Below are 24,927 nucleotides of genomic sequence, written 5' to 3' on the forward strand. Positions count from 1 at the left end.
TTGTAACATATTTTGAAAATAATTAAAATTAAAAACAGTTAGATAGATTCATTGTTTTCAGAAATATTACAATACAAAAGAGATGCTAGTGATAGTGAATTAAAACTAAATAAAGTACAGAAAATATTTAATTATTTTAATGATAGCGAAAGTAAATCAATTACCGAATTAGCTAAACAATTTGAAAACTTAGACGATAAAATAATAGGATACCTTAGAACTGTTAAAAGTGGTAAAACTGATATAGAAGATTTTAAAAATTACCAAATGTCATGGGGACAAGCAATTAAGGAAAATACAATTGGAATAAATGGATTTATTCCTAAATTAGCTTCTTTTGGAAAAACCATTCTATCTATAGGTGGAAATATGGTTGCAATGATGGCTATAGCTAAAAGTTTTGAGCTTGCTTTTAAAATAGTCGATTCATTAGTTGTTACTCAAGCAGAACTAGATAAAGCAGTTTCTGATGCAGTAAATAGCATTTCTGATTCAGAAAGCAAAATTGAAGATTTAAAGAATCAATTAGATGATGTATCAGTGAAGATAGATGAGCTTAATTCTAAAGAACATCTTTCATTTACTGAAACAAGCGAATTAGAAAGATTAAAAGAAACTAGAAAAGAATTAGAGACACTGTTATCGCTAGAGGATAACCTATTAGATAATAAGCAAAGAGAATTAGCATTAGCTCAAGCAGATGCATATGGTAAATATCACACATATTCTCATGATAGAAATAATGATAATGGTACAACTGTTTTAGATGACTACAAACAAACACGTGAATCATACAAGTTTAATAATGTAGACTCAGGATATCTTTTTGATGATGAAAGCACTGATATTTCTACACTCTTAGTAGGTTATGAGCAGTTGGGTGCAGAGTTATCAAAACTAAAAGAAGGTACAGAAGCATGGGCTAACAAATATAGCGACATGGTTTCTGTTAGTTCTAGATTAAAAGAATTATTGGCTGAACAATATACAGTTATTGACAGCATAAGACCAATATATAATGAAATTGCAGAAAAGCAAAAATCAAACCAACCCCTATCTTCTGATGAAAAAGATATTTTATATGTTTATGAAGACGCTCAGGCATATGCTGATTTAATATTACAAATAACTGATCCTAATACATATAATCAGATTAAATTTGATGAGATATTCGATATTGAAGGAATCGAATTAACTAAAGAAAAGTTAATTGAATTGTTAAAAGCTGGAGAGTTAGTTGACTTAGGCAACTACCCTATTTTAGCCAAGGCAATAAAAGACATTGATTTCGCTTCAACTGAAGGAAAAACCAATCTTGAGATATTTAATCAGGAGTTAAAATCATTAATAACTTCAGAAAATGAAATTGATTTTAGTTTTGACATAGCTGATGGTATGTCTGAAACAGTTGAAATACTTGATGATATGGCTGATCGTTTAACTCAATTAGCTGATCTAAAAGATGCATTAAATGGTGGATGGACTCTTGGCATTGAAGAAGCAAGAGAATTTGCCAATGTATTCCCTGAAATATTTAACAATGCGGTTATTACTAGAGATGGTTTAATTAAATTAGATGAAGATATAGCCAATAATTTTATCACTGCAAAAGAAGCTGAGATAAAAGCCGACGGAACAGCAAGAGAACAGGTTTTATTAAATGCAAAATCTGAACTAGAAGGTAAGAAAGCTGAAGCTGAAGCAAAACTTGAATTAGCTAATGCAGTTGCTAATGGTGAATTAAAGATGTCTAGAGAGCAGATTGAATTAATGGCTCAAGGAAGACAACAGTTAATTGACTATTTGATTGAGTGTGGTGCTACTCAAGTTGAAGCAGAACAGGCAGCTAACGCAGCAATGCAGGGAGACATGATTCTTTACAACAAACTGGTTGGACAAGTTGCTGATGAAACATCAAACAATTTAGCTAACGCCCTAGCTGATGCTGCTACTAATTCTAAAACCAATATGGATGGTATGATTGTAAATGCCAACGCTGCCAATAAAGCTTTTGCTGCCCTTGCAAAACAAATAAAGGCTGCTTCAAGCGGGGAAGTTACTGGCGAATATAATGGTAAGGCAAGTGCTGGTGGAAGTAAAACAAAAACCACTAAATCTACTCTTAGTGTTGTGTCAACTCCTTTTAATGCTATAAAAGGTATAATATCTTCTTCATTCAACATGCCTGATTATATTGATAAGATTGAATTAGATTTAAGTGAGTACAATCAGGCTATTAGTAAGATTGATGCACAGCTTGCACTAATCAGCAGTGGTAAAAATACCCCATTAAGCAAATACAGTTCAGGTAAATACGCTCCTGAAAAACAAAAAAAGAACAAAGAAAACAAGTCGTTTTCAAAAACTTTTGATTGGCTGTCTATTGCTTTAGATAACATATCGGATAAGATTAAAAAACTGGGAAATACAGCTTCAAACGTTTATAAAACATGGTCGCAAAGAAATACCGCATTAAGCAGTGAATTAACTAATCTTGTTGACCAACTCGAATTGCAACAGAGTGCTTATGCTACATATATAAACAAAGCTGAGTCTTTAGGTTTAAGCGACCATTATAAAAACTTGGTTCAAAATGGCGCACTAAGTATTGAAACTATTACAGATGAAGCTCTTGCTTCAAAAATCGAGGAATATCAGAATTGGTACAACAGCGCAAGAGAGGTTTTATCATCTATTCAGGAAACTGAAAAAGCTATAAGTGATATTTATTCTGAAACATTTGACAATGTATCAAAAGAATATGATGACAAGATTGATTTTATTGAATCATTTATCAGTCAGGTTGAGAAATCATCAAATTTAGCTGAGTCAAAAGGTTTATTAGCTTCTGCATCATATTATAAAATAATGCTTCAGTATCAGGAAGAAAACCTGGCAAATCTTGAAGCAGAGCAAAAAGCACTGACAGAAACTTTGCAAAAAGCACTGGACGACCAAAGTATTGTTCAATATAGCGAAAGCTGGTTTAAAATGCAAGGTAAAATTGAAGATGTAAACGAACTGATTGTTGATGTTAATCAGTCTATTGTTGATTTTCAGAATACTATTAGAGATATTGAATGGAGCAATTTTGATTACCTTCAGGATACAATATCTCAAATAACAACTGAAGCAGATTTCCTAATCAGTTTAATGGAAAACAATAAAATGTTTGATGACGAAGGAAATCAGACAGAGTACAATAAAGCTATTCAGGCACTTCATGGTGTTAATTATAATACCTATATGTCTCAAGCAGATGAATATGCTAAATCTATCAGCGAACTCGACAAACAGTATAAAGATGACAGTTTAAACAAAGATTATCTTGAAAGAAGACAGGAACTTGTTGAGTTACAACAAGATATGATATCAAATGCTCAAAATGAAAAAGAAGCAATCAAAGACCTTGTACGTGATGGATATGAAACTCAGTTGGATTCCATAAAAGAATTGATTGAATTAAACAGTGAATTAAGAAATAGTACTAAAGATTTATATGAATATCAAAAAGCTATAGCTGAAAAAACAAAAACTATATCACAAATTCAAAAACAACTTGGTTCTTACGCAACTGACAATTCTGAAGAAGCTAAGAAAACTGTTCAAGAATTGAAAGTTGAATTGCAAAAGGCTCAGGACGACCTTGAAGAAACTGAATATGATAAATATATAAGCGACCAAGAAGCTTTGTTGGATAAGTTCGTTGACGACTATGAGTTGTGGATGAATGAGCGCCTAGACAGTTTTGACGAAACATTCTCAGAAATAATAGACAAAATAAACGAAAACAGTACTGAGGTAGCCGAAACCATCAAAAACAGTGCTAATGAAGTTGGTTATAATTTAAGTGACTCGTTTAACACTATCTTTAATGCCAAAGATGGTGAAATCGCTAATATTATTAATAATTATGACAGTAATTTCAGCTCAAGAATGACTACTCTTCAAAGTGCTATAGATGCAATTAAGAGCGGAATTGACTACATGGCATCTCAATCCAAAGCAGAAGCAGACAGAATTGAAGCAGAGCAAAAAGCTAAAGAAGAAGTCATTAAACAGCAACAGGCTCAACAAAATCAGAATCAAAATCAGAATTCAAGTTCAAATGGATCTGGTGCTGGTGGTTCTGGAGGCAGCAGTGGTGGCGGAGATAAAAGTATCTTCGTTCACAAGAAAGATACCTATCCAAAGGGAAAATTGGATAGATACCAAAGCCTCGTGGATGCCCTCAAATATTTTGACTTTGATTCTTCATTTAATATGCGTAAAATTTATTACGACAAATTAGGTGGTTCTGGTACATATGTTGGAAATTCTCGACAAAACAGTTGGATGTTGTCCAATTTTCGTAATATTATGGGGTATTCTACTGGAGGAATTGTCGGAAGTTTAAAAACTATTGCTCGCAGTAATGGTGATGATTCTATTACCATCAACACTCTTCAAAAAGGTGAAGGAATTATTCCGCTAAACATGATGCCTAAATTTGATAAATTTGTAGCCTCATTACCGTCATTAAACAATTTGGTTAACAATCAAATAGGAAACGGTACACCAACATATAATTTCAATGGCATGGAAATAGTTTTGCCAAATGTTACAAATTACGAGGAATTTAAGTCAGCTCTAATTACTGATACTAAGTTTAATAATGCGATATTAACTAAGGTTAACACCACACTAACAGGTGGTAACAGTTTATCAAACAGAAGATTTATGAGGTAAGTGCAATTAATTAACATGTAATCGTAAAAAATAAAAAATGGCTTATGGGTGCTGGCAAAGAGGAGTCTGTAGATTCCTCTTCTTTTTTATTTTACAGAATAAAAGGAAATAATAATGAAACAAAATAAAATAGAGACTTTAAACAAGGAAAACCAAAAACTTAAACTTCAGCTTAAACGAGCTAATGAAGAGATAGAATTGTTGAAAAATGCATTAGTAATAAAAGAGAATTTTATTTCAAAACAAAAACTAAAATTTTATGAACTGATGACAGTTTGTGAAAAGAGAAACAAAGAGTTGCATGATGCTGTAAAAGCATCACGTAGTGCTAAAATTAATTATGAAAATGGTTTAAAGATAATTAAGGACCTTGATAAAAATAAAATGAAGAAAAACAAATCAAAATCTAAACAACACGTATTTTTACGCCGAAAAAAAGATTTATTTTAAATCTAAACCTACTTGTATTTTAGTTGTTTTATTGTTATAATTAAATCAGGTAAAGAAAAGCGAACAGAACTTGTAAAAGATCAGAACAGAAAGGAATTTCGCCTATGCAATTAAAGGGAAAGAGAGACAAAGCACGACTTATTGTGAAGATTGTTACATGGATGGTTGTTTGTTTAAAAAAAATCGAGTATTTCTTCAATATTGTCGAGAAATGGATTAATAAACACGAAATACTTGTAAAGTTATTTTTACCAAATTTATTAAGTTACTTATTAGAGTTTGTTATCATTCGATTTGTTCTAGTGATTATTTTAATATTAGGTATTGTCAATATTTTTAAACATAAAATAATCGAAACTATTTTAAAACATTTAAAATAATCTTAGCAATCTTTGTCTCTCGCCCCTCTAGGAGGGGGTTTAGACTGTCTACTGTTCAAGAAAGGAGAAAAATGAAAACTATTAGAAAATTATATAGCTTAATAATATTTGAAATTGAAAATGAAACTGGAGAGCGAAAAAAGAATACATCAAAAAGTTTAGATAATATTAATTAAATATAATTTTTAATATCTGAACAAAGTGCTTTTTAAAATACCTGAAATTTAATTATTTTTAATCTATTTCTCTAGGAGGGCTTATGGAAGATTCTGAGAATAAAAACGAACTAAATATTTATAAGATATTAAGAAATTGTTATGGTTACACTGTTAATGATGTTGCTGAAAGACTAGATGTTACACAACAACATGTAAATGCTATAGAACGTGGTGCTAAACAACCATCAGACAGTCTAATAAAAAAAATGTGCGACCTCTATAAAATAGATGAAGCAACACTTTGTTATTTTCTTAATACTACTAATAAAAGAAGATATAATTATCAACAATTAATGTTGAAAATATTAATGAAAATTTGTCGCAACAAAGATCATGCAACAATATAATACAACAAACAATTTCACTTATAATTCAGATTTAAATTAAATCTTTTTATATTTATGTTTCAATAATATTTATTATTATTTTTACGTTGTTTATTAGACTTTTAAAACGCTTTTTTGTGCAGTACTTTCTCAAAAACATTCTAGTTTTAAAGAGAATACTGCATTATAAGCGTTTTTTTTATATTGTCATAATTAAAGTAAAGGAGGAAAATAGTGAAAATAAAAGACTTTAAATATAAAGATAAATTGCTTAGTGAGTTTGATCTTATTATGTGTGACCCAAACAACAATAGTGGAAATAACACAGTTGAAGGAGTAAAATTTGTTTTTAATACAATAAAAATGCCAAATAGTGAAAAATATAATAAAACATACGTTTCACATGAGTCTCCCCTGTCTGCTATTTTTGGGATATGCAAGCGTCCATGTGATAATAATAAGAATTATTTTGACCAGTATGAACTTGAAGATATCATAAACTGGTTGTCTGGCAATGATTATGAAGAATTTCAACCATGTGACGAAGAGTTTGATGACATAGTGTTTTATGGTTCATTTGTAAAAATTGATTTTGTGAGACATGGTGAACATATTTATAAGTTAATTGTTGCTTTTGAAACTAATTCTTCCTTTGGTTATGGAGTTGAAAGAAATATTAATTTTGAGATACTTTCAGAAAATAGTACATATGATATAATTAATGACAGTGATGAAACTGGTCACCTTTCCCCTTCTCTTGTTGAAATTCAATTAAAAAAAAGAGGCGATCTTTTAATAAAAAATCTACTTAACGATGAGCTTGATTTATGTATAAAAAACTGTGAAGCTGATGAAATTATTACATTTGATAACGAACATAAAATATTGTTGTCCAGTGAGAATAAACATAATCTTTATGATGATTTCAATTACTGTTTTTTAAAACTGTATAAAACAAAGAGTGATTTTGTTAATACGCTTTCTTTTTCATTACCGTGTAAAGTTAATATAAAATATCGCCCATTAAGAAAGGTTCCAATATTATGTCAATAAACAAACTTTTTCATAAAGATGGTTCTGTAAAAGAATTGACATTTGTTTTAGCTGATAGAAGCTTGCATAAAATGTCAATTTTAAATAATATTAGTGACATTACAATAAACCAAAACTACAATTCGGCAAATGAAATTAGTTTTACTATCAGAAAAGAAGTCAATAACAACAAGGCTAATGGATGGGATGAGTTAAAAGATTTGAGGATTGTATATGTTCCAGAAATAGATGAATATTATCAGGCGAAAATATCATGTACTGACACTGTTGAAACAATTAAAAATATCACTCTTACTTCTCTATGTGAAGCTGAATTATCTCAAATTATGTTATATAACATAGAGATAAACACAGAAACAGATATTTTAAGAGAAGAATATAAGATACCTACAACATTTTATAAACCTAACGATATAACAAATTCGCTACTTCATCGTATTTTAGAAAAGGCACCACATTATCAAGTAGGATATGTTGATGTTTCTCTTTGGAATATTCAAAGAACTTTTTCTGTTGACGGAACAAGTATTTATGATTTTCTAGTTGGTGATTTAGCAAATGAAATAAAATGTTTGTTTCTTTTTGATACTACTACAAGAACAATTAATGTATATGACACCTTATCATACTGTTATGATTGTGAAATACGTGAAGAATTTACAGATATATGTCCTAGTTGTGGTTCTAACAATATAAAAAAAGGTTATGGTGAAGATACTGGTATATTTATATCTACAGAAAATTTAGCACAAGAAGTATCAATTGAAACAAATTCCGATAATTTAAAAAACTGTTTTAGATTAAAAGCTGGAGATGAATTAATGACTGCTACAATTAAGGGAGTTAATCCTAATGGCAGTGATTATATATTTAATTTTTCAAATGATACAAAAAATGATATGCCAATTGATTTAATAAATAAATTAAATGAATATGATAGAGATTATGATGACTGTATAAAGAATTTTAAACCAAATATAGGTACAGATACACAAATAGTAAACAATTATAATAGTTTGGTAGATAAATATAATGATGAAAAATATTCCAGTTACAAATACAATGACGATGGAGAAAAAGAGTTATTAAGAAATTCTTATATTAAATTTGATGACAATATAATTGGATATAACAAGTTGATTAACGTGTATTATGACTTGATAGATTTTAAATTATATTTAGAATCAAATTTAATGCCATTAATATTAGATGAGGAACACACATCTAAAACTGAAATTTCCAAATTAAACGAGTCTAATTTAAGTCCACTTGGATTAGTTAAAGTTAGCGATTCTACTTCATCAAATACTGTTGAAAGCACTATTAAAAATTATGCTAAAGTATTAATATATAGTAATTTTAATGTTACTGTAAATACATTATCATGGGACTATTATGGAACTGATGACGAAGAATACCATTATGGTATTTGGAGTGGAACTATCACTATTACTAATTATGGCGATAAAGAAGATGTGGCAACTACTGATTTAATTAGAGTAAAAATATACGATAATTATGAAGCTTTCATAAGTCAAAAAATAGAAAAAAATCTTAAAAAAAACGATGAAGATTATGGAAGTATATTTGATATTTTCTCTATCAAGTATACTGAGTCAGATACAGATTTTATTAGCGCCCTCTCCTACTATTCTCTAAACAGACTTACGTCATTTTGCGATGCTTATCAGTCTGCGTTAAATATTTTAATAGAAATTGATCAGGCTTCAGAGGGAGCTGATTTGTATAAGACTTTTTATTTACCATATTACAACAGATTGAATTCGTTAAAAGAGGAAATTGAGGTAAGAAATAGTGAAATAAAATATATTGATGATATTACATTACTAGTAGAAGAAATTAAAGCTAATGTTCAAGAATCTTTAGATTTAAAAAACTATTTAGGCGTTGAGTTATGGAAAGTATTCAACGCTTACAGAAGAGAAGATGTATACGAAAATAGCAATTACATCTCTGATGGATTATCTAATTCCAAATTGATTTCTAAGGCTGATGAATTTTTAAAAACTGCAAAAAAAGAACTATATAAAGCATCAAATCTTCAATATACCGTCTCAGCAACATTAAGCAATTTTATGACAATGAAAGAATTTACCCCTTTTAAAAAAAAATTTGTTTTAGGGAATTGGATTAGGCTTGAAATAAATAGTCGCATATTTAAATTAAGATTTGTCAATTGGAGTTTAGATTATTCAAATATATTAAATATAGGGATATCTTTCTCTACGCTCGAAAAAAATGAAACCTATATGTCAGATATTAAGAGTATTTTGGACTCTGCTAAATCAATGTCAACTAATTATGATTATATTGCCAATCAAGCTGAGCAAAATGATAAGACTAATAAAATTGTTGCTAATTGGATTGAAAATGGATTTAATGCAACCGCCCAAAAAATAACTGACTCTAATGATAATAATATAGTTATTGATCGAAATGGGCTGCTATGTAGAAATGTTGACGATATAACTGGAAAATATGAAGATACTCAGTTACGTTTAGTAAACTCTACACTTGCAATAACTAACGACAATTGGAAAACTGTTAAAGCTGCAATTGGAAAATTCACATCAAAAGATCCGATAACTGGAGAAATAAAAGAACAATTTGGAGTATTGGCAGAAAATGTTGTTGGACAATTTATTATTGGAGAAAATTTAAGATTGTACAGTTCAGATAGCGATGCTGTAATGTCGTTTGACAACAATGGACTAATTTTAAATGTACTAAATAATAACAATCAGTTTAAAAATATATTTCAGGTACAAAAAGACGGTACCCCAATGTTGTATATTGATAGAGATGGAAACCTGGTGGCTAATGAGTTAAAAGCGATAAATGGTGAATTTACAGGTACAATATATGGTTCTACGATTAATATTAATGATAATTTTACAGTAGACAAAGATGGCACTTTAACAGCAAAAAAAGCTTTTATAGTTGGAGAAATAGAATCGGGATCATCTATTAATATTAACAATAATTTTAAAGTAGCACCTGATGGAACAGTTGAAATAAAAAAAGGTTCGATTAATATCGGCGATAAATTTATAGTAGATGATAGTGGAAAAATTGTTACATTAGAGGGTGGTTCAATTAATACACATTATTTATCAAGCGATAATGTGTATAGTGAAAGTTCTTGTAGTGAGAATATCTCCTGCAATGTATTGAAATTTCCTTACAATAGTGAAAATTTTGTTGGAAATATGTATTCAGGAAATAACTTTTTAACATTGTGCAATTCAAAAAATAATTATTTGGCAATAAGCTACTTTCTTACCGAGGGAGAAAACAATTCAACTTCTTATAGGTATATGAAATTTGACAAACAAAACGGTATATCTCCTATTATGTTTGAAGAAGATTCATATTTTAGTTGTCCAATTTATTTAAAAAATAAATCTGAAATATATGATTCACCTGATCCGAAATTAGCTATACGTGCTTCTAATGATATTTGGATTGCGTCAAATAAAAGCGGTTCTGGACAAATGGAAATCAGAAGTGATGGTGTTCATTGTTGGAACCTTTATGTACATGGCACAAAAAACAGAATAGTTAATACTGACAATTATGGTAGTGTTGCATTAAATGCAATTGAATCACCGTCATGTTTTTTTGAAGATGTGGGAAGTGGCATCTTGAATGAGAATGGAGAATGTATAATTGCATTCGACTCAAGGTTTATTGAAACAATTAACACTGCATGTAAATATTATGTTAACTTAACAAAATGTGGTATTGGAGATGTTTATGTTAAAGAAAAAACTTTAAACTATTTTATAGTTTCAGGAACTCCGCATTTAGAATTTGATTGGTCTGTCAAAGTTAAACAAAAAGGATATGAGTCTGATAGAATGGTTGTTAATTCAAAAATGTCTGGAGATATTTCATCTAAAATGCAAAATGAAAAAGATATCAATACAATTGAAAATAATAGTATTGATTTATACTGGTATGAAAATTATTTAAACAATTTGATACAAGGAGGATAACAATGACAAAAAAAGTTATAACTTCATTTACCTCACTTACTACTGCTGAAGGTAAAAACCTTACTTTCACTTATTCAGAAATAAATGAAGATGGACAAAAGATTAAAGAAAACGAACGCCATACTATTATAGTTATGGATGAAGAAATTGAAAAAAAGATTGAAGACATTCAATCTTTTTTAATGACAAAAATAAAATAGGATGGTAACAAACATTGAAAATTGTTCAACATGGAAATAATTTATTTGCAGATTTCAAAAATATTCCATCCCAATATAGTGGTAATATTGAAATAGAGTTTGAAAAAGACCCTTCTTTTGATGATTTATATATTATTACTCCAGTAGTTGGATATATAAACAACGGACAAGCAATAGCTCATCCAAGAGGACTGAATAATAATATTTTCACAATTCCACCAAATGCATTTGAAAGCAATGGTTATATCAACATTGCTTTTTCTTTATACAAGGAAAACAAAGTAGTAAATACAAATCAATTAAGTTTTAGAGTTAATAAATCAACTGGTGGAAATATTCTACCAGAAGATGATTTATTATGGCAAGAAGCAGTAACTTCTATTGTTGAAGAATATATAGACAAATATCTCAGAGATGATTTAAATGAATTAATTGAGCAAGCAAAACAGCATCAGGAAATTGTAACAGAACAAAAGAATAAAGTTGATGAACTTTTAAGATTGGTAGAAGAACAAACTGAGACATTATTGCAATTAGAACACGAAGTTTCTCAAAATGAAGCAGTTAGACAAAACGCTGAATCTAATAGAAATTCTAATGAAAACACTAGAAATTCTAATGAAAGTACAAGAGAACAAAACGAGGATACCCGTGAATCTAATGAGGAAGAAAGAGTTTCTGGTGAAAATACTAGAAATTCTAATGAAAACACTAGAAAAGCTAACGAAACAAAAAGAATAAGCAATGAGAATACTAGAAAAACCAATGAAAACGAACGAATAAATAGCGAAAACGAACGTAAAGCTGCTACTACTACTGCAATAAATAACTGCAATAGTATACACTCAACTTTAACTACCAAATTGAACAATGGTGAGTTCACTCCAAATTTTACTATTGGTACTGTTAGTCAAGGAAGTGCTGCTGTTTTTTTAGTTGGAGATAAAAATAATCCAGTACTTAATTTTGTATTACCAACAGCTTTTGGTTTGGAAGACTATTATGATAAAACTGAAATCAACGGTCTTTTAAATAACAAACTCAATATAAATGGAGGTACATTAACTGGTGAGCTTCGGTTAAATAGCGGTTTGCATTTTAATAACGGAAATGTTTATTTAAAAAATAACAGCACTCAATTTTATTGGATTAGCTCAAGTGGTACTACATATAGGCTGTTTAACAATTTAAGTAATAAATTTAATCTTGGAAACAATTCTAACCAGATGTGTTTGTATTCAAGTGGTATACCAAAATGTAAAATAGGAAATAACTCGAATGAATATGATATTATGACTTCAATGGGAGGAATTTTAAGTGATGGAGCAAAAATAAAAGGAAAAATTTCTAATTTGGAATATGAGTTAATTGGTGCTGAATCATTTCAGGAAAATAATACAACACAGAACTATCCTTTTGTTGTAATTGGCGATGGTTCTATTAAAGTAGGAATTAAAAGCAGTTCCGTCCCCTACTGGATTAGTTCAAATAATGGTCTAAGAAGATTAGCTTTAGAAGATGAAGTTCCTAATATTTCAACTGTAGAATTCAATTTTGATGTTAATTATGATTATGCATCGTTCTCAAAACCGTTACCTATCGGATTTGATGTAACCAATACAATCATATTGTCTATAAGTGTTCATGATATTTCTATGGGAAGAACCAGATTAATCTCACAAGAAGAAGCACGCATCTATATAGAGAGTAATGATGAGCTCAATCTTGATTGGATTGACACAACAGTAAAGTCATCATTTAAGGTTACTGTTGTATTAATGAACACTGGAGCGCCACCTATTCCTGTTACAGTGTAAATAAAACAGTAAGAAAGGAGCAACTGATGGATAATTTTTATGTTGATAAAATTCTAACTTTTGGTGAACAAACTAAAATATATGAGTACAAGGTTGGAAACCAGCATGATATTAATTCTAATGTAATAAGATTTACAAACCAGGACTTATTTGTACCTGGTTTTTATTATTATGTAATTATTAGAAGCGAACATGACGAAAAGGTTAAGCATATCTTAATTGAAAATAATGAGTTTAAAATACCATCTTTTATGACTAGATATCCAGGCAAATACTTATGTCAAGTTGCTTTTAGAAATAAAAAAATTAAGCCTGGTGAATCAATTAATGAAAACAGCTTTATCAAAGTATCTAACAAGTTTTATCTAAAAACAATGCGTTCTATTTTTGATGAAGACGATGAGGTAGAGGGATTAGATCCAAATATAAAGTTTTTATATGATGAATTATTAGATTTAAAAGATGATCTGATTAACAAAATAGAAAGCGGATGGTTTAATGGCTTCTCCCCTACTATATCAATCTATGAGGATACAGAAGATTCTTTTAGACTGATTATAAAAAATAAGGACAGTGAAATAATTACTCCAAATCTAAAAATAAATGAAAATCCAACTATAGATTTTGCTACATTTAAAGAAATAGATGATATATGCAATGATGTGTTTAATTCAAATAAAAACTGCAATTGTATTATTGATTTTATTAATAATCAAGAGGTAGATAAATTATGTGACGAAGTATTTACCCAAAAGAAATAATTCATCATATCTGGTATATGTAATGATTAAAGTCAATTATCTTAACAATAATTGACTTTTTCTAACAAGAATAAAATTACGATTTTAAATAAAAGGAGGAAGTAAAATGGTAAAAACAAAATTAAGTGCTAAAGCACTAAACGCTTTAATTGACGAACAAACAGCGGAAAAAGTTGTAGGGACTAACGGACTAAAGCATGCATTAGAATATATTAATGCAAATTTCGTTACTCAGGATGAGTTTAATTACAAACCCATAGCTATTAATTCATTCACAAATAACAAAAACACTCAGGAAATGGGTACAACAATCACAGATGTTGTCTTAAACTGGACATTAAACAAAAAGGCTAAAACATTAACTTTAGATGGTACAAATGTTTCTGCAACTGACACTTCTAAGACCTTGACAGGTCAAAATATTACAACAAATAAAACATTTACATTAAGAGCAGTAGATGAAAAAGATGCAAGCACAACTAAAACTACTGCCATCACTTTTTTAAACGGTGTGTATTGGGGCGCCAAAGCAGTGCCTAGTACATACGATAGTACATTTGTATTAACATTAACAAAAGGATTGCAAGCCAATAAAAACAAAACATTTACAGCTACTGCTGGAGAAAATGAATATCTATTCTATGCTGTGCCAGCTCGTTATGGTGCTGTCAATTTCAATGTTGGTGGATTCGATGGAGGATTTACTAAAGTTGCCACTATTGAATTTACAAATGCGTCTGGATATACAGAGAACTATGATATTTACAAGTCCGACAACGCAAATTTGGGTACACAGACTGTAACTTGTAAATAAGGAGGTTTGACGTGGCAAATATTATAGGATCATTATCCTTTGTTTCCAGCAAACAAAGGATAATAGTAAAATTAAAAGGAGTTAATTCAGTTTCTGTCAAATTTGGAACAGAAACTGAAAATTATAATTTAAGTAAAAATGAAATTGTTGTTGAACATGATTTCGGAAATACTGATTCTCATTATATTGTTATAAATAATGCTCAAAATATTACTGAAATAGATATTTCGAACAATGGAATTAACAATATTAATTTATATTTATGTACCTTATTAAAGAAATTTGTAGCGTACAATAACAATATTAACAAATTAGAATTTACTAACTCTAACGCTTTGCAATATGTACATATTCAAAACAATCCAATGTGTACAAATGAAAGTGCTATGACAAATATGATCAATTCCCTTCCAGATAGGAATAACAAGGCGTTTGGTTCCATTATTATGTATGATTTTGTACCTCCTAGAGAGTTCGAAAATATGACAATGGATCAACTATATGAAAGAGATGTGCGCAAAAAATTAGAAAAAACATCTATTCCTAAAGACTGGTACTTTGGAAGTGCAATTATTTACAATGAAGAAGAATATGCAAAATGTATGAACATAAAAGAATCTCATGTTACTGATGTTTGGGAATCTGCTGAATATGGTGAGGGGTTAGTAGTTAGTTCTAAAGAAAATGGCTATGCACTAAATCATCCAGAAATTGAAAGTAACAGAATACTTGAGCATAAACAATTTAATACTGCAACCAATCCTACTTCTTTAATTGACAAAACAAACGCTTCTATTGCTCAAGGCGATTTTCAATCTCATGGTACTAAAACTTTATCTGTTATTGGAGCTTCAAATAAAATATATGGAGTATTGCCTAGATGTAAGTTTAAATTATTAGACTCAATGAACAATGATAGTTATAAGACTGATGCTTACTTTAATTTGATTCGTGATTTTTATGATGATACTATAGATATAATATATCTAGCTCAATCATTCACCAATTTAGAACTTGCCACTAAAATTGCTGCATCATTATCAAATAATAAAAAGAGACTTGTAATTTCCAGTGTTGGGAATGATGGTGATGGTGCGTTAAACACTGATGATCATACTTTAACCGAATATCCAGGTTCTCATTTGATTGAGGATGGCGGGTTTATGCATTATGTTGCTGGACTAGGGAACAACAATACCATATATCAAATATCAACCTGGTGCCAAGGTGTTGATTTAGCAGAAAGGGCATTTGGTTACGCTCCAGAATTTTCAAACAGTACAAAAAATTTTATATATCGATATTTTAATGGAACATCTTATTCTGTTCCTCTAGTGGCAGGATATGCAGGAATTATACAAGTGTTACTTACTAAAAAACATGGTAAAAAGCCAACTAAAGATGAAGTGATAGACGAGATAGTTAGAAGATGTAATCCTTTAAAACAATATCATAGATATAAAATCGGGAATGGTAGAATTGATTTTTCTACATATAATACTATGGAAAGTTTTGATATTCTTGCAGAATCAATCCAGGCGGAGGAATCTGTTACTATGGATTTATATTCAAAATATAAACTCAAATATAAACTTCTACCAGATAATATTTATAATAATAATATTACTATAGAATCCACAGATAACAATATAGTTCAAATAAGTGAAGATAACACATTATTTGCATTGAGTGTAGGCTCATGTGAAGTGGTAGTATTTTCCAATGATGGATCAATAAAAAAAAATATACCTATTACAGTTAATAGCATAACTGAGGCTAAAATTGAAGAAGAAAACACAAGTATGGTTGGTAAATTTGAAAGAGAAAATTTTACACCTAATGGTGAATGGATAAACTCTATTGAAGGAAGTAATATAAAATTAAATACCGTTGACATTGATAATAATTTGAATATTACAAGTGTTAATGGATATTTAGAAATACCTCATATCCAAACAGATTTTACAGTATCGTTTTATGTTGGAAACATTATTGACCTTAAATATAATGGAAGAATTTTTTCTCTTTATAATTATAATGAAGATGAATTTTTCACATTAGATTTTATGGCAACAGTAAAAGATAATAATCTTATGCTTGTAGGGTTATTAGAGAGGGATATAAATGGCAAGAGTGATTATACAAAACAGTATTACAATCAGTTTCCTAATATCAAAAACGCATTTAATCAAAACAATATAACTTGTGTTTTTAATAAAGGGGTACAACAAATAATTATTTATTTAGATGGAAATAAAATTCTTGAAGAATATTTAACAGATAGAATGCCAAACAATTTAAAAATATGTATAGGAAATTCAAAAATGCATAATAAAGCAGTAGTAGGAGCCAATTTTTCAGAAGTGAGAGTATTCAGCAAAGCGTTATCAAACGACGAGGTTCTTGATAATGTAGCAAGACAATTAAAAATTAACAACAATATTACAGAAATAGAAGGAGATGAAGGCAAAGTGGAATACAAAGGAAGTGTAACTCTAATTTCAGGATTGAGACAAGCAAATAATGGAAAATTTCCATTAGTCGATGCTACTGCAGTTCAGTATAAGAATGAAGAAAATGAAGACGGAACATTTAAATCTGTCGAACAAAAAATTGATGAGATAGCTGGAGATAACAGCAAGTTCGCAACAAGCGAAGATGTAGATAATATAATCTCAGATTTATTTGGATAAGGAGGAATGATCAGATGAATAAAATACATATAACATTAGATTTGCTAAGAAAATTTGCAACTGGTTTCAAAAGACAAATTGATGTTTTATTGAATAACAAAGTTGACAAAGTAGACGGAAAACAACTGTCTACTGAAGACTATACAACAGCAGAAAAGAATAAATTAAAAAGTTTAAGCAATTATACATTGCCAAAAGCTAGTTCAACTATCCTTGGTGGGGTTAAAGTTGGAGCTGGTTTAACAATTGACACTGATGGTAATTTAAGCGCTACAGGTGGCGGAGAAGCAGATAGCGTAAATTGGGAGAATGTTGTTGGAAAACCTGATAAATTAAGTCAGTTTACAAATGATAGTGATTTCCAAACCGCTGAAAATGTTGATTCTAAACTTGTCGATTATGCAAAGAAAACAGATATAGCTAGTGTTTATAAATACAAAGGAAGCAAAGCTAATTATGCAGCCTTGCCTACTTCTGGAAATATTGTAGGTGATGTGTGGAACATTGAAGCAGCTGATAGTACTAACAATATTAAAGCTGGAGACAATGTTGGTTGGACTGGTACTGAATGGGATAATTTAGGTGGTAATGTAGATTTAAGCTCTTATGCCTTAAAAAGCGAATTGCCAACCAAAACTTCTCTATTGACTAATGATTCTGGATTCCAGACATCTGCTCAAGTTGAAACTATTGTTAATGGTAAAGTGACAAGCAAAGTAGATAAAGAAGATGGTAAAGGGTTATCTACAAATGATTTCACTAATGAGTATAAAGACAAGTTAGATAATTTAGAAAACATTACTATTGATTTTGCTACAACAAGTGATATTGATAATATAATTAATGAAGTGTTTGCATAATGCCAAATTTTATAAAAAAATTATTTTCAAGAGAGACAGTTTCAAATAAGTGTGTTGGAACTGTCTCTTTAAGCTATTTATTAATTCGATTAAAATCACTATTTGTAGCTAAAAATGAGTTGATTGATAAAATTTATCCAATAGGCATAGTAATAGGATTAAAGGATAGTGTTGATCCAAGCATTGTATTGGGTGGTGACTGGTGGGATATTACATCTAAATACGTAAACATCCCTACTGGTATTAAAAAATGGCAAAGAATTGTTGTTGTAACCAGTAACAAAACAAGTTTACAGAAAACGTACAATCAATATAAAAATCTAGAATCAGATAAATATATTGAGAGTTCATGGCTGCCTTTTGCAGTTGCGTTAGAAAAAGCACATGAAATATTGGAATATCCAGGGGCAACACAAAAAGAAGTTGATGAAGCTGATACAGCGTTGACAATGGCTTATATAGGGCTTAGATTAAAACCCACAAATTAAAAAAATATACAGGAGAAATATTTATGGATAATATTAAAAAATTACAAGAATTTGTTAAGAGCAATGAGAGTTTGAAAAAAGAAAATTACAAAGAAGAAACATGGAATATATTTGAAAAACAGCTAAATGAAGCTAATAAGTTCTTGAAAGATGTTGATTGTGAAGCATCTAGAAAATACACAGAATTAGTAAAAGTATTTGTTAATTTAAGATTAAAACCAAATAAAGATCTATTGGCAAATTTAATTAATAAAAAATAGAGCAAACATATTTTGTTCTATTGAAATAGTTTATGGATAGAAATATCCATTTTTTAATTTTATAAAGGAGATTATTATGAATTTAGAAATTATTTATAGTATTTTAACAACAATCGCTACCTTAATAACAGGAGGTTTAGCTATTTACTTAGAAACTTCTAAAAAAGCACAAGAAAAGGCTAAAGAAATACAAGAAGTTATCGCCGAACTAACTGCAAAAACAGTAATTTATATCAAGGAAGCAGAGGAAAATTACAAAGATACAACTAAAATGGGTGGTAAAAAATTTAACGAAGTTGTAGACAAATTATATGCTTTAGTCCCTACTGCTATTAAAACTATTATCACAAAATCAATGATTGAAGAAATTGTACAAAGTACATTTGAAGAAATTGAAGAATATGTTCAACTTCAATTGGATAATGCAATTGATTTTGACAAAATTGAAAATAAATAAATTTGAAAAACTAAGAGGGCACTCCCCTCTTTTTAACTTTTAATACAGGAGGCAACAAAATGAAAATTAATATTCATGCTGGTCATGCACCATACAATATGATTGGAAGTGGTGCTGTTGGTATTTTAAACGAAAGTGTTATTGACAGACAAATCAAAGATGAAGTTATTTCTAAGCTAAGAGTATTGGGACATGTAGTTTATGACTGTACATGTGAGTTTGGCGGATCGGCCAAAACGATTTTGAAAGATATTTGTTCAAAAGCTAATACTAATGAAGTAGATTTAGATGTTTCAATTCATTTAAATTGTTATGATGGCAATGCTAAAGGCACAGAAGTATTGATTTACAAGTTAGGTAATAAAGCCGAACAATATGCTAATGCTATCGTAAACGAAATTGCGTCATTGGGATATGTTAATCGTGGTGTAAAAGCACGTAAAGATTTATATTATTTAAAAAATGCAACAAATTCAGCTTTGCTTATTGAAGCATTCTTTTGTGATAATCAAGAAGATGTTAACAGATTTAATTTAGATGAAATAGCTAATGCAATTGTTAAAGGAATTACTGGTGAAATACCAAACACAACAATACCTAAAGACGAGTTATCCCCTACTCCTTCTCAAACTTCTAAGAATTATTTATCTAAAGGCGATAATAACAACGATGTAAAAGATATGCAAACAAAACTAATTGCATGTGGATATACATGTGGCAAATCGGGAGCTGATGGCAACTTTGGAGAAAATACTTTATCAGCAGTTAAATTATTTCAAAAGGATAATGGTTTAACAGTTGATGGTTTGGCTGGTCAAAAAACTATTTCCAAATTAAACTCTGTATATGCTAATAGAAATAATTCTAATGATTGGGTAGCTAGATTACAAGCTGAATGCAATACACAAGGGTTTAGTAAACAAAAAGTAGATGGTATTCCAGGTAAAAATACTTTAAATGGATGTCCAATATTAAAAAAGGGAACTAGAGGTAATCTAACTAAATTACTTCAGGAAAAACTTGGTATTAAAGCAGATGGTATTTTTGGAGATAATACTAAAAATGCAGTAATCAACTACCAAAAAAAACATAGTCTAACTCCTGATGGTATAGTTGGAACCAATACATGGAAAAAGTTATTAAATTTGTAATATGAGATATTTTACTAAAAATAAGATTATAGGAATGCTGATTATTTTAGTGGCATTCCTATTAATTTTATTATCTGATATATTGACTAGAAATAGAAATTTGGAAGCCAAGATTAAAATCCAAGAGGACATTATAGAGATTAAGAATAATAAAATTAATGAATTAGAAACTGTCAAACAGAATATGGACGAGCAGTTTGGGATTTATTAACCAAGTATGTTAAAGGAGAATTATATGAAAGTAAAAATAGTTCGTGGAGCAAAAGATATTGACCATGATGCCTTAGAAAAGATAGGAGATTACGATGATGAATTTGAACTAATTGTAGAAGGCAAAGAATTTTCAAGAGTTAGCAATAGGAAAAGTGAATATTGGTTTAAGAATCAATTTCTTATCAAGCAAGATAATGTAAAAGATTAAACCATTATACAATTTGTAGTGAAAGGAATTATTTGAATAAATGTTAAATTTTATTGAAGAAAACTTGCCAAGTATAATCGGATTTTTAGGAGCTTTTGGTATAGTTGTTGAGGTATCTCCGATAAAATTGTATCCATTAAGATGGATTGGCAATTTAATCAACGCAGATATAAGAGAAAGATTGGAATATCATATAAAAGAATCAGATAAAAAAGAGATGAAGAATCTTCGCCACCAAATATTAACTGCCGCTGACGAATTAGAAAATGGAGCAGTGTTCTCTAAAGAAAAATACGAGCATCTAATTGATGCAAATAAAGATTATCACAGTTTAATTGATAAATATGATTTTGATAATGGGTATTTGGATGCAAGGTTTGAATACATAATGAAAAAATTTAAAGAACAGTACTAAAAAAAAATAGGGCTGGGATACATTGGTAGATTATTACTTATTTAAAAGTAAATCTAATTAGTATATCCCAGCCCTATTTTTTTGCATTTTAATAAAATTAAATAAAAAAACACTTTGTATATTATACATTTTGTGTTAAACAAGAGATAATATAATCAAATAAAAAAATAACTACCTCATATGTTTTGGAAGCTACGGGATAGTTATTTCTCTTAGTAAATCCAAGGTATAACCATTTATTGGCTGTTCCCTTAGCACCTATATTATAACCCACGAACACTTTTAAACTAGCTAATTGAAAAATTTATGATTCAAACATTTTGACATTTAAATCTAATACTATCATAAGATTTTCAAGATTAGCTCTATCCAAATATTATTTTTTCAAAACCACAAAACTAATTTTTAAACATGCATTTTATTACACTGTATCTTTTTGTTGAAAATGTTCAATTAACAAGCGTTATATATGATATTTGCGTAAAACTTTTTTGGGTTGTAAAGACATTTTTAATATATTATAAACAATCATTTTTTTCATCTTCTATTATCCGCCTATAAAATACTTTATCTTTTTAATTTTTTATGATAATATTCTTATACATAGTCGAGTCCTCTCTAAATATCATCTACGACTATGTTTTTTTATTTATATTTAATTCATATTTTTATTTACATAACTATATTTATTTGCTATAATATTAATAGTTAATAGCAACACGAGGTGTATTGAAATTTAGATATAATTTTATATCTTTATTTTAATAATTTAATATCAACACATGGTGTATTGAAATTTTATTATTACCTCGATCGATAGCTATAACTTTAATATCAACACAAGGTGTATTGAAAAAGAACTTTAAATTAAGTTCTTTTTCTTTATGTATATTAAAGGAGAGTTTATCATGCAAAAAAAATGCATAGTTTGTGGAAAGATTTTTAATTCCAAAAATGGTGTTATTACTTGCTCACACGAATGTTATTTAGTAAGAAAAAGAGAACATTATGCTAGAGGAAATTTTACTCGATACAGTGGACAGAAAAAAACAAAAAAATGTCCTGTATGTAAAAAAATTTTTTATATTGAAAAAAAACATCTTATATATTGTTCTGTAGAATGTAGAGAAATAGCAACTAAAGAAAAAAAGAAAAAATATTTTAAAAATTATTACGAAGATAACAAAGGTAAAATAATAGAGCGAGTCAAGCGTAATAATAAAAAGACAATCTAAATTAGCGATCATCCTTTTATTTATCTTAATTTAGTCAATTTTATATTTAATACCAAAAGAAATTATCAACCTATTGTTATGATACACCTTTAAAGGATATGTTTGCTCTGCTTTATCAGTCAACCCTGAACCAACTAAAATTGTTTCAAATCTTTTTTTCATTCTTTCAGCCATTCTCATATATAAGTATTTTTTTTCATACTCTGCAAATTTTTCATCTTTTTTAAATGATTTGTGTAATTCTTCATACAAATCATCAGACGATTTTTCATCATAACTATCACTGTCTTCATCGAAGAAAGGAAAAGCTTTGCAAATGTAGTCAAAAATATAATCTTTAACACTATCATATTTTTGAAAATGTTCGAAATCATCACTATCTATTAAAATACGCTCGTCTTCATTGGCATATCCTTCACCTATTCTAATAACCCCTCCACGAAAATCTCCCCATGCATTAAATTCTAATCCAGCAAACACAGAAAGATTTGTGTTGCATTTTTCTTTAAACAAAATAATAGCTTCTATTAAATCTTTAAAATTTTGTGGTGTATTTTTTATTGTACTTTCTAAATAATTAAATATATTTTCTTTCAATTCTTTTACAGTTAGCTCCATATCATTTCTCCTTTATTTTTTCATTTAACATTTTTATAATATTATCAATATCCATTCCATCTCTTACAAGACTAACTAAATAATCAATCGAGCTATCAAAATCACTAGGTCTTTTTATTTTATTAAGAGCGAACCGTTCTGCCATTGCCTCATATCCACATTTTAACAACACTCTATTATTTATGTAAAACCTAGCTTCTTTAATGTTTTCTAACATATAATTAATTACTACCAAGTTAACGATTATGGGTGTTAATCTTTTTTTGTCAAATTTGTAGGCTACAAATTCATTTACTAACTCAACATAAGTTTTTCTTATGTCATTAGCCCATAAAATTTGTTTTTCACTTCCTTCCAATATTGGAAGTTTTTTTATTATTTCACAATATTTATTTTTTACTTCTTCAGCTCTATTTATTCTTTCTTCTAGATTCATTTCTTTATCCCCCCATGAACATTTTTGTTTGTACTTTAATTATATAGTACTACATTATAGTTCAACAATTCCAAGTATTACTGGATTCTACATGTACTATCTGTACCTTGTACTACATTTAAATTTAAATACTAAATTATTTTAGCATAAATTCTCTTTTATACTCTCTAAACGATTCCATCAGTGTGTTGAATTCCAAGGTAGAAATATCAACATCTTGTACTATTTTGTCTATTACTTCTTTATTATTCAGCATTATTTCTTCAATATATTTATTAGCTGCTTTATTACCTTTGGAAATAACCATCATATAATCATAAATCTGCTTGTACATATCATCATTCATAAACATAATCCAATTATGACAATTTGTAATATCTATTATGTTAATTATATTTCTTGCTATCAATTCTCTATCTTTCATTTTTATCACCTGCTATTATATAATAAAAATAGTATTCACTTTACTAGTGTTATAATTATCATCATGTTGTAAATGATATTTTTTTACAACCCTAGTTTTTGTTGCAGTATTTTTAATGCTATCGCTTTAACTATATCAAGTGTCACACTTGAGCTAATATCGTTTATTTTATCCATAACCATACTAAACACTTTTTGACTTCTAATTGTATCTAAAAACTGATGTCCCTCAAAAGTCAACTCAGTAATATATGATGTACTAACCAAACCGCCTCTTGAAAACTTTAATACACCTACTATATAATTTGCATCTATCAATTTTTTTAATGTGTATATTAAATCATTTTTATTAAAATGTTTTAAATATGAACAGTTTAATAAATCTTGTATATGTATGTAATTAAACACACCTTGGTCATTTACAAAAGATAATTTTTCAATAGCCAATAAAACGTTTCGTATATTTTCAACTTTTAATTCCATTTATCATCCCTCTGAGTAATAATATCAAAAAAAATCAAACACTCTTCTTTCGCAAAATAATTTATATATAATTCCTATTTGTTGGGCTAGATTTTTTTTATGTCCAAAATGTATCTTGGGCATAACATAGTAAAAAGGAACAGCTTTTAACTGTTTCCTAACAATTTATTTAGGATAAAACTATAATATTTAAAGGTATATTTTTATGAATTTTAAAAACC

Annotated in this window: 22 protein-coding genes; 18 read left to right on the forward strand and 4 right to left on the reverse strand. The window is 28.9% G+C overall.

Features of this window, described 5'->3' with window-relative positions:
• Nucleotides 1-51: 51 nt before the first annotated feature.
• From BMW96_RS00845 to BMW96_RS00940, 18 genes are all read left to right on the forward strand, one after another.
• Nucleotides 52-4,728: a coiled-coil domain-containing protein gene (locus BMW96_RS00845; protein ID WP_092351515.1), complete on the forward strand. Its 4,677-nt coding sequence runs from the start codon at nucleotides 52-54 to the stop codon at nucleotides 4,726-4,728.
• Nucleotides 4,729-4,842: 114 nt separating this feature from the next.
• A complete protein-coding gene (locus tag BMW96_RS00850; RefSeq protein ID WP_092351517.1) occupies nucleotides 4,843-5,178 on the forward strand; it encodes a hypothetical protein in 336 nt (111 codons plus the stop codon).
• A gap of 639 nt (nucleotides 5,179-5,817) precedes the next feature.
• Nucleotides 5,818-6,123, forward strand: coding sequence for a helix-turn-helix transcriptional regulator (locus tag BMW96_RS00860; RefSeq protein WP_092351521.1), 306 nt, complete (start codon nucleotides 5,818-5,820; stop codon nucleotides 6,121-6,123).
• 213 nt (nucleotides 6,124-6,336) lie between these two features.
• Complete coding sequence (locus BMW96_RS00865; RefSeq protein WP_092351523.1) at nucleotides 6,337-7,155, forward strand: phage tail domain-containing protein; 819 nt, start codon at nucleotides 6,337-6,339, stop codon at nucleotides 7,153-7,155.
• A complete protein-coding gene (locus BMW96_RS00870) occupies nucleotides 7,146-11,174 on the forward strand; it encodes a hypothetical protein (RefSeq protein WP_092351525.1) in 4,029 nt (1,342 codons plus the stop codon). Before BMW96_RS00865 ends, BMW96_RS00870 begins: the two co-directional genes overlap by 10 nt.
• Before the next feature lie 2 nt (nucleotides 11,175-11,176).
• Nucleotides 11,177-11,374 carry a hypothetical protein gene (locus tag BMW96_RS00875; protein ID WP_092351527.1) on the forward strand — a complete coding sequence of 66 codons (198 nt, stop codon included), beginning with the start codon at nucleotides 11,177-11,179 and terminating at the stop codon, nucleotides 11,372-11,374.
• Between the two features lie 14 nt (nucleotides 11,375-11,388).
• Nucleotides 11,389-13,191: a hypothetical protein gene (locus BMW96_RS00880; protein ID WP_092351529.1), complete on the forward strand. Its 1,803-nt coding sequence runs from the start codon at nucleotides 11,389-11,391 to the stop codon at nucleotides 13,189-13,191.
• 26 nt (nucleotides 13,192-13,217) lie between these two features.
• A complete protein-coding gene (locus BMW96_RS00885; RefSeq protein WP_092351531.1) occupies nucleotides 13,218-13,952 on the forward strand; it encodes a hypothetical protein in 735 nt (244 codons plus the stop codon).
• 106 nt (nucleotides 13,953-14,058) lie between these two features.
• Nucleotides 14,059-14,766: a hypothetical protein gene (locus tag BMW96_RS00890; RefSeq protein WP_092351533.1), complete on the forward strand. Its 708-nt coding sequence runs from the start codon at nucleotides 14,059-14,061 to the stop codon at nucleotides 14,764-14,766.
• Nucleotides 14,767-14,777: 11 nt separating this feature from the next.
• Nucleotides 14,778-17,459: a S8 family serine peptidase gene (locus BMW96_RS00895; protein WP_092351535.1), complete on the forward strand. Its 2,682-nt coding sequence runs from the start codon at nucleotides 14,778-14,780 to the stop codon at nucleotides 17,457-17,459.
• A gap of 14 nt (nucleotides 17,460-17,473) precedes the next feature.
• Nucleotides 17,474-18,319, forward strand: a complete 846-nt coding sequence (locus tag BMW96_RS00900) for a hypothetical protein (protein ID WP_092351537.1) — start codon at nucleotides 17,474-17,476, stop codon at nucleotides 18,317-18,319.
• Nucleotides 18,319-18,807 carry a hypothetical protein gene (locus tag BMW96_RS00905; RefSeq protein ID WP_092351538.1) on the forward strand — a complete coding sequence of 163 codons (489 nt, stop codon included), beginning with the start codon at nucleotides 18,319-18,321 and terminating at the stop codon, nucleotides 18,805-18,807. Before BMW96_RS00900 ends, BMW96_RS00905 begins: the two co-directional genes overlap by 1 nt.
• A 23-nt stretch (nucleotides 18,808-18,830) precedes the next feature.
• Nucleotides 18,831-19,067, forward strand: a complete 237-nt coding sequence (locus BMW96_RS00910) for a hypothetical protein (protein WP_092351540.1) — start codon at nucleotides 18,831-18,833, stop codon at nucleotides 19,065-19,067.
• A 76-nt stretch (nucleotides 19,068-19,143) separates the two neighbouring features.
• Complete coding sequence (locus BMW96_RS00915) at nucleotides 19,144-19,524, forward strand: hypothetical protein (RefSeq protein ID WP_092351542.1); 381 nt, start codon at nucleotides 19,144-19,146, stop codon at nucleotides 19,522-19,524.
• A gap of 59 nt (nucleotides 19,525-19,583) precedes the next feature.
• Nucleotides 19,584-20,675 carry a peptidoglycan-binding protein gene (locus BMW96_RS00920; protein WP_092351544.1) on the forward strand — a complete coding sequence of 364 codons (1,092 nt, stop codon included), beginning with the start codon at nucleotides 19,584-19,586 and terminating at the stop codon, nucleotides 20,673-20,675.
• Nucleotides 20,676-20,910: 235 nt separating this feature from the next.
• On the forward strand, nucleotides 20,911-21,096 hold the full coding sequence (locus BMW96_RS00930; protein WP_092351548.1) for a hypothetical protein: 186 nt from the start codon (nucleotides 20,911-20,913) through the stop codon (nucleotides 21,094-21,096).
• A gap of 40 nt (nucleotides 21,097-21,136) precedes the next feature.
• Nucleotides 21,137-21,511, forward strand: a complete 375-nt coding sequence (locus BMW96_RS00935; protein ID WP_092351550.1) for a hypothetical protein — start codon at nucleotides 21,137-21,139, stop codon at nucleotides 21,509-21,511.
• A 908-nt stretch (nucleotides 21,512-22,419) separates the two neighbouring features.
• Nucleotides 22,420-22,746 carry a hypothetical protein gene (locus tag BMW96_RS00940; RefSeq protein WP_092351552.1) on the forward strand — a complete coding sequence of 109 codons (327 nt, stop codon included), beginning with the start codon at nucleotides 22,420-22,422 and terminating at the stop codon, nucleotides 22,744-22,746.
• Between the two features lie 30 nt (nucleotides 22,747-22,776).
• Here BMW96_RS00940 and BMW96_RS00945 read toward each other — a convergent pair whose 3' ends face one another.
• From BMW96_RS00945 to BMW96_RS00960, 4 genes are all read right to left on the reverse strand, one after another.
• Complete coding sequence (locus tag BMW96_RS00945) at nucleotides 22,777-23,364, reverse strand: hypothetical protein (RefSeq protein WP_092351554.1); 588 nt, start codon at nucleotides 23,362-23,364, stop codon at nucleotides 22,777-22,779.
• Between the two features lies 1 nt (nucleotide 23,365).
• The gene (locus BMW96_RS00950) at nucleotides 23,366-23,800 is read right to left on the reverse strand and encodes a hypothetical protein (protein WP_092351556.1); all 435 of its coding nucleotides are present in this window, start codon (nucleotides 23,798-23,800) and stop codon (nucleotides 23,366-23,368) included.
• A 136-nt stretch (nucleotides 23,801-23,936) separates the two neighbouring features.
• Complete coding sequence (locus tag BMW96_RS00955; RefSeq protein ID WP_092351558.1) at nucleotides 23,937-24,224, reverse strand: hypothetical protein; 288 nt, start codon at nucleotides 24,222-24,224, stop codon at nucleotides 23,937-23,939.
• 83 nt (nucleotides 24,225-24,307) lie between these two features.
• Complete coding sequence (locus BMW96_RS00960; RefSeq protein WP_092351560.1) at nucleotides 24,308-24,706, reverse strand: DUF2513 domain-containing protein; 399 nt, start codon at nucleotides 24,704-24,706, stop codon at nucleotides 24,308-24,310.
• Between the last annotated feature and the right edge of the window lie 221 nt (nucleotides 24,707-24,927).

Source organism: Thomasclavelia cocleata (assembly GCF_900102365.1).
Classification (GTDB): domain Bacteria; phylum Bacillota_I; class Bacilli_A; order Erysipelotrichales; family Coprobacillaceae; genus Thomasclavelia; species Thomasclavelia cocleata.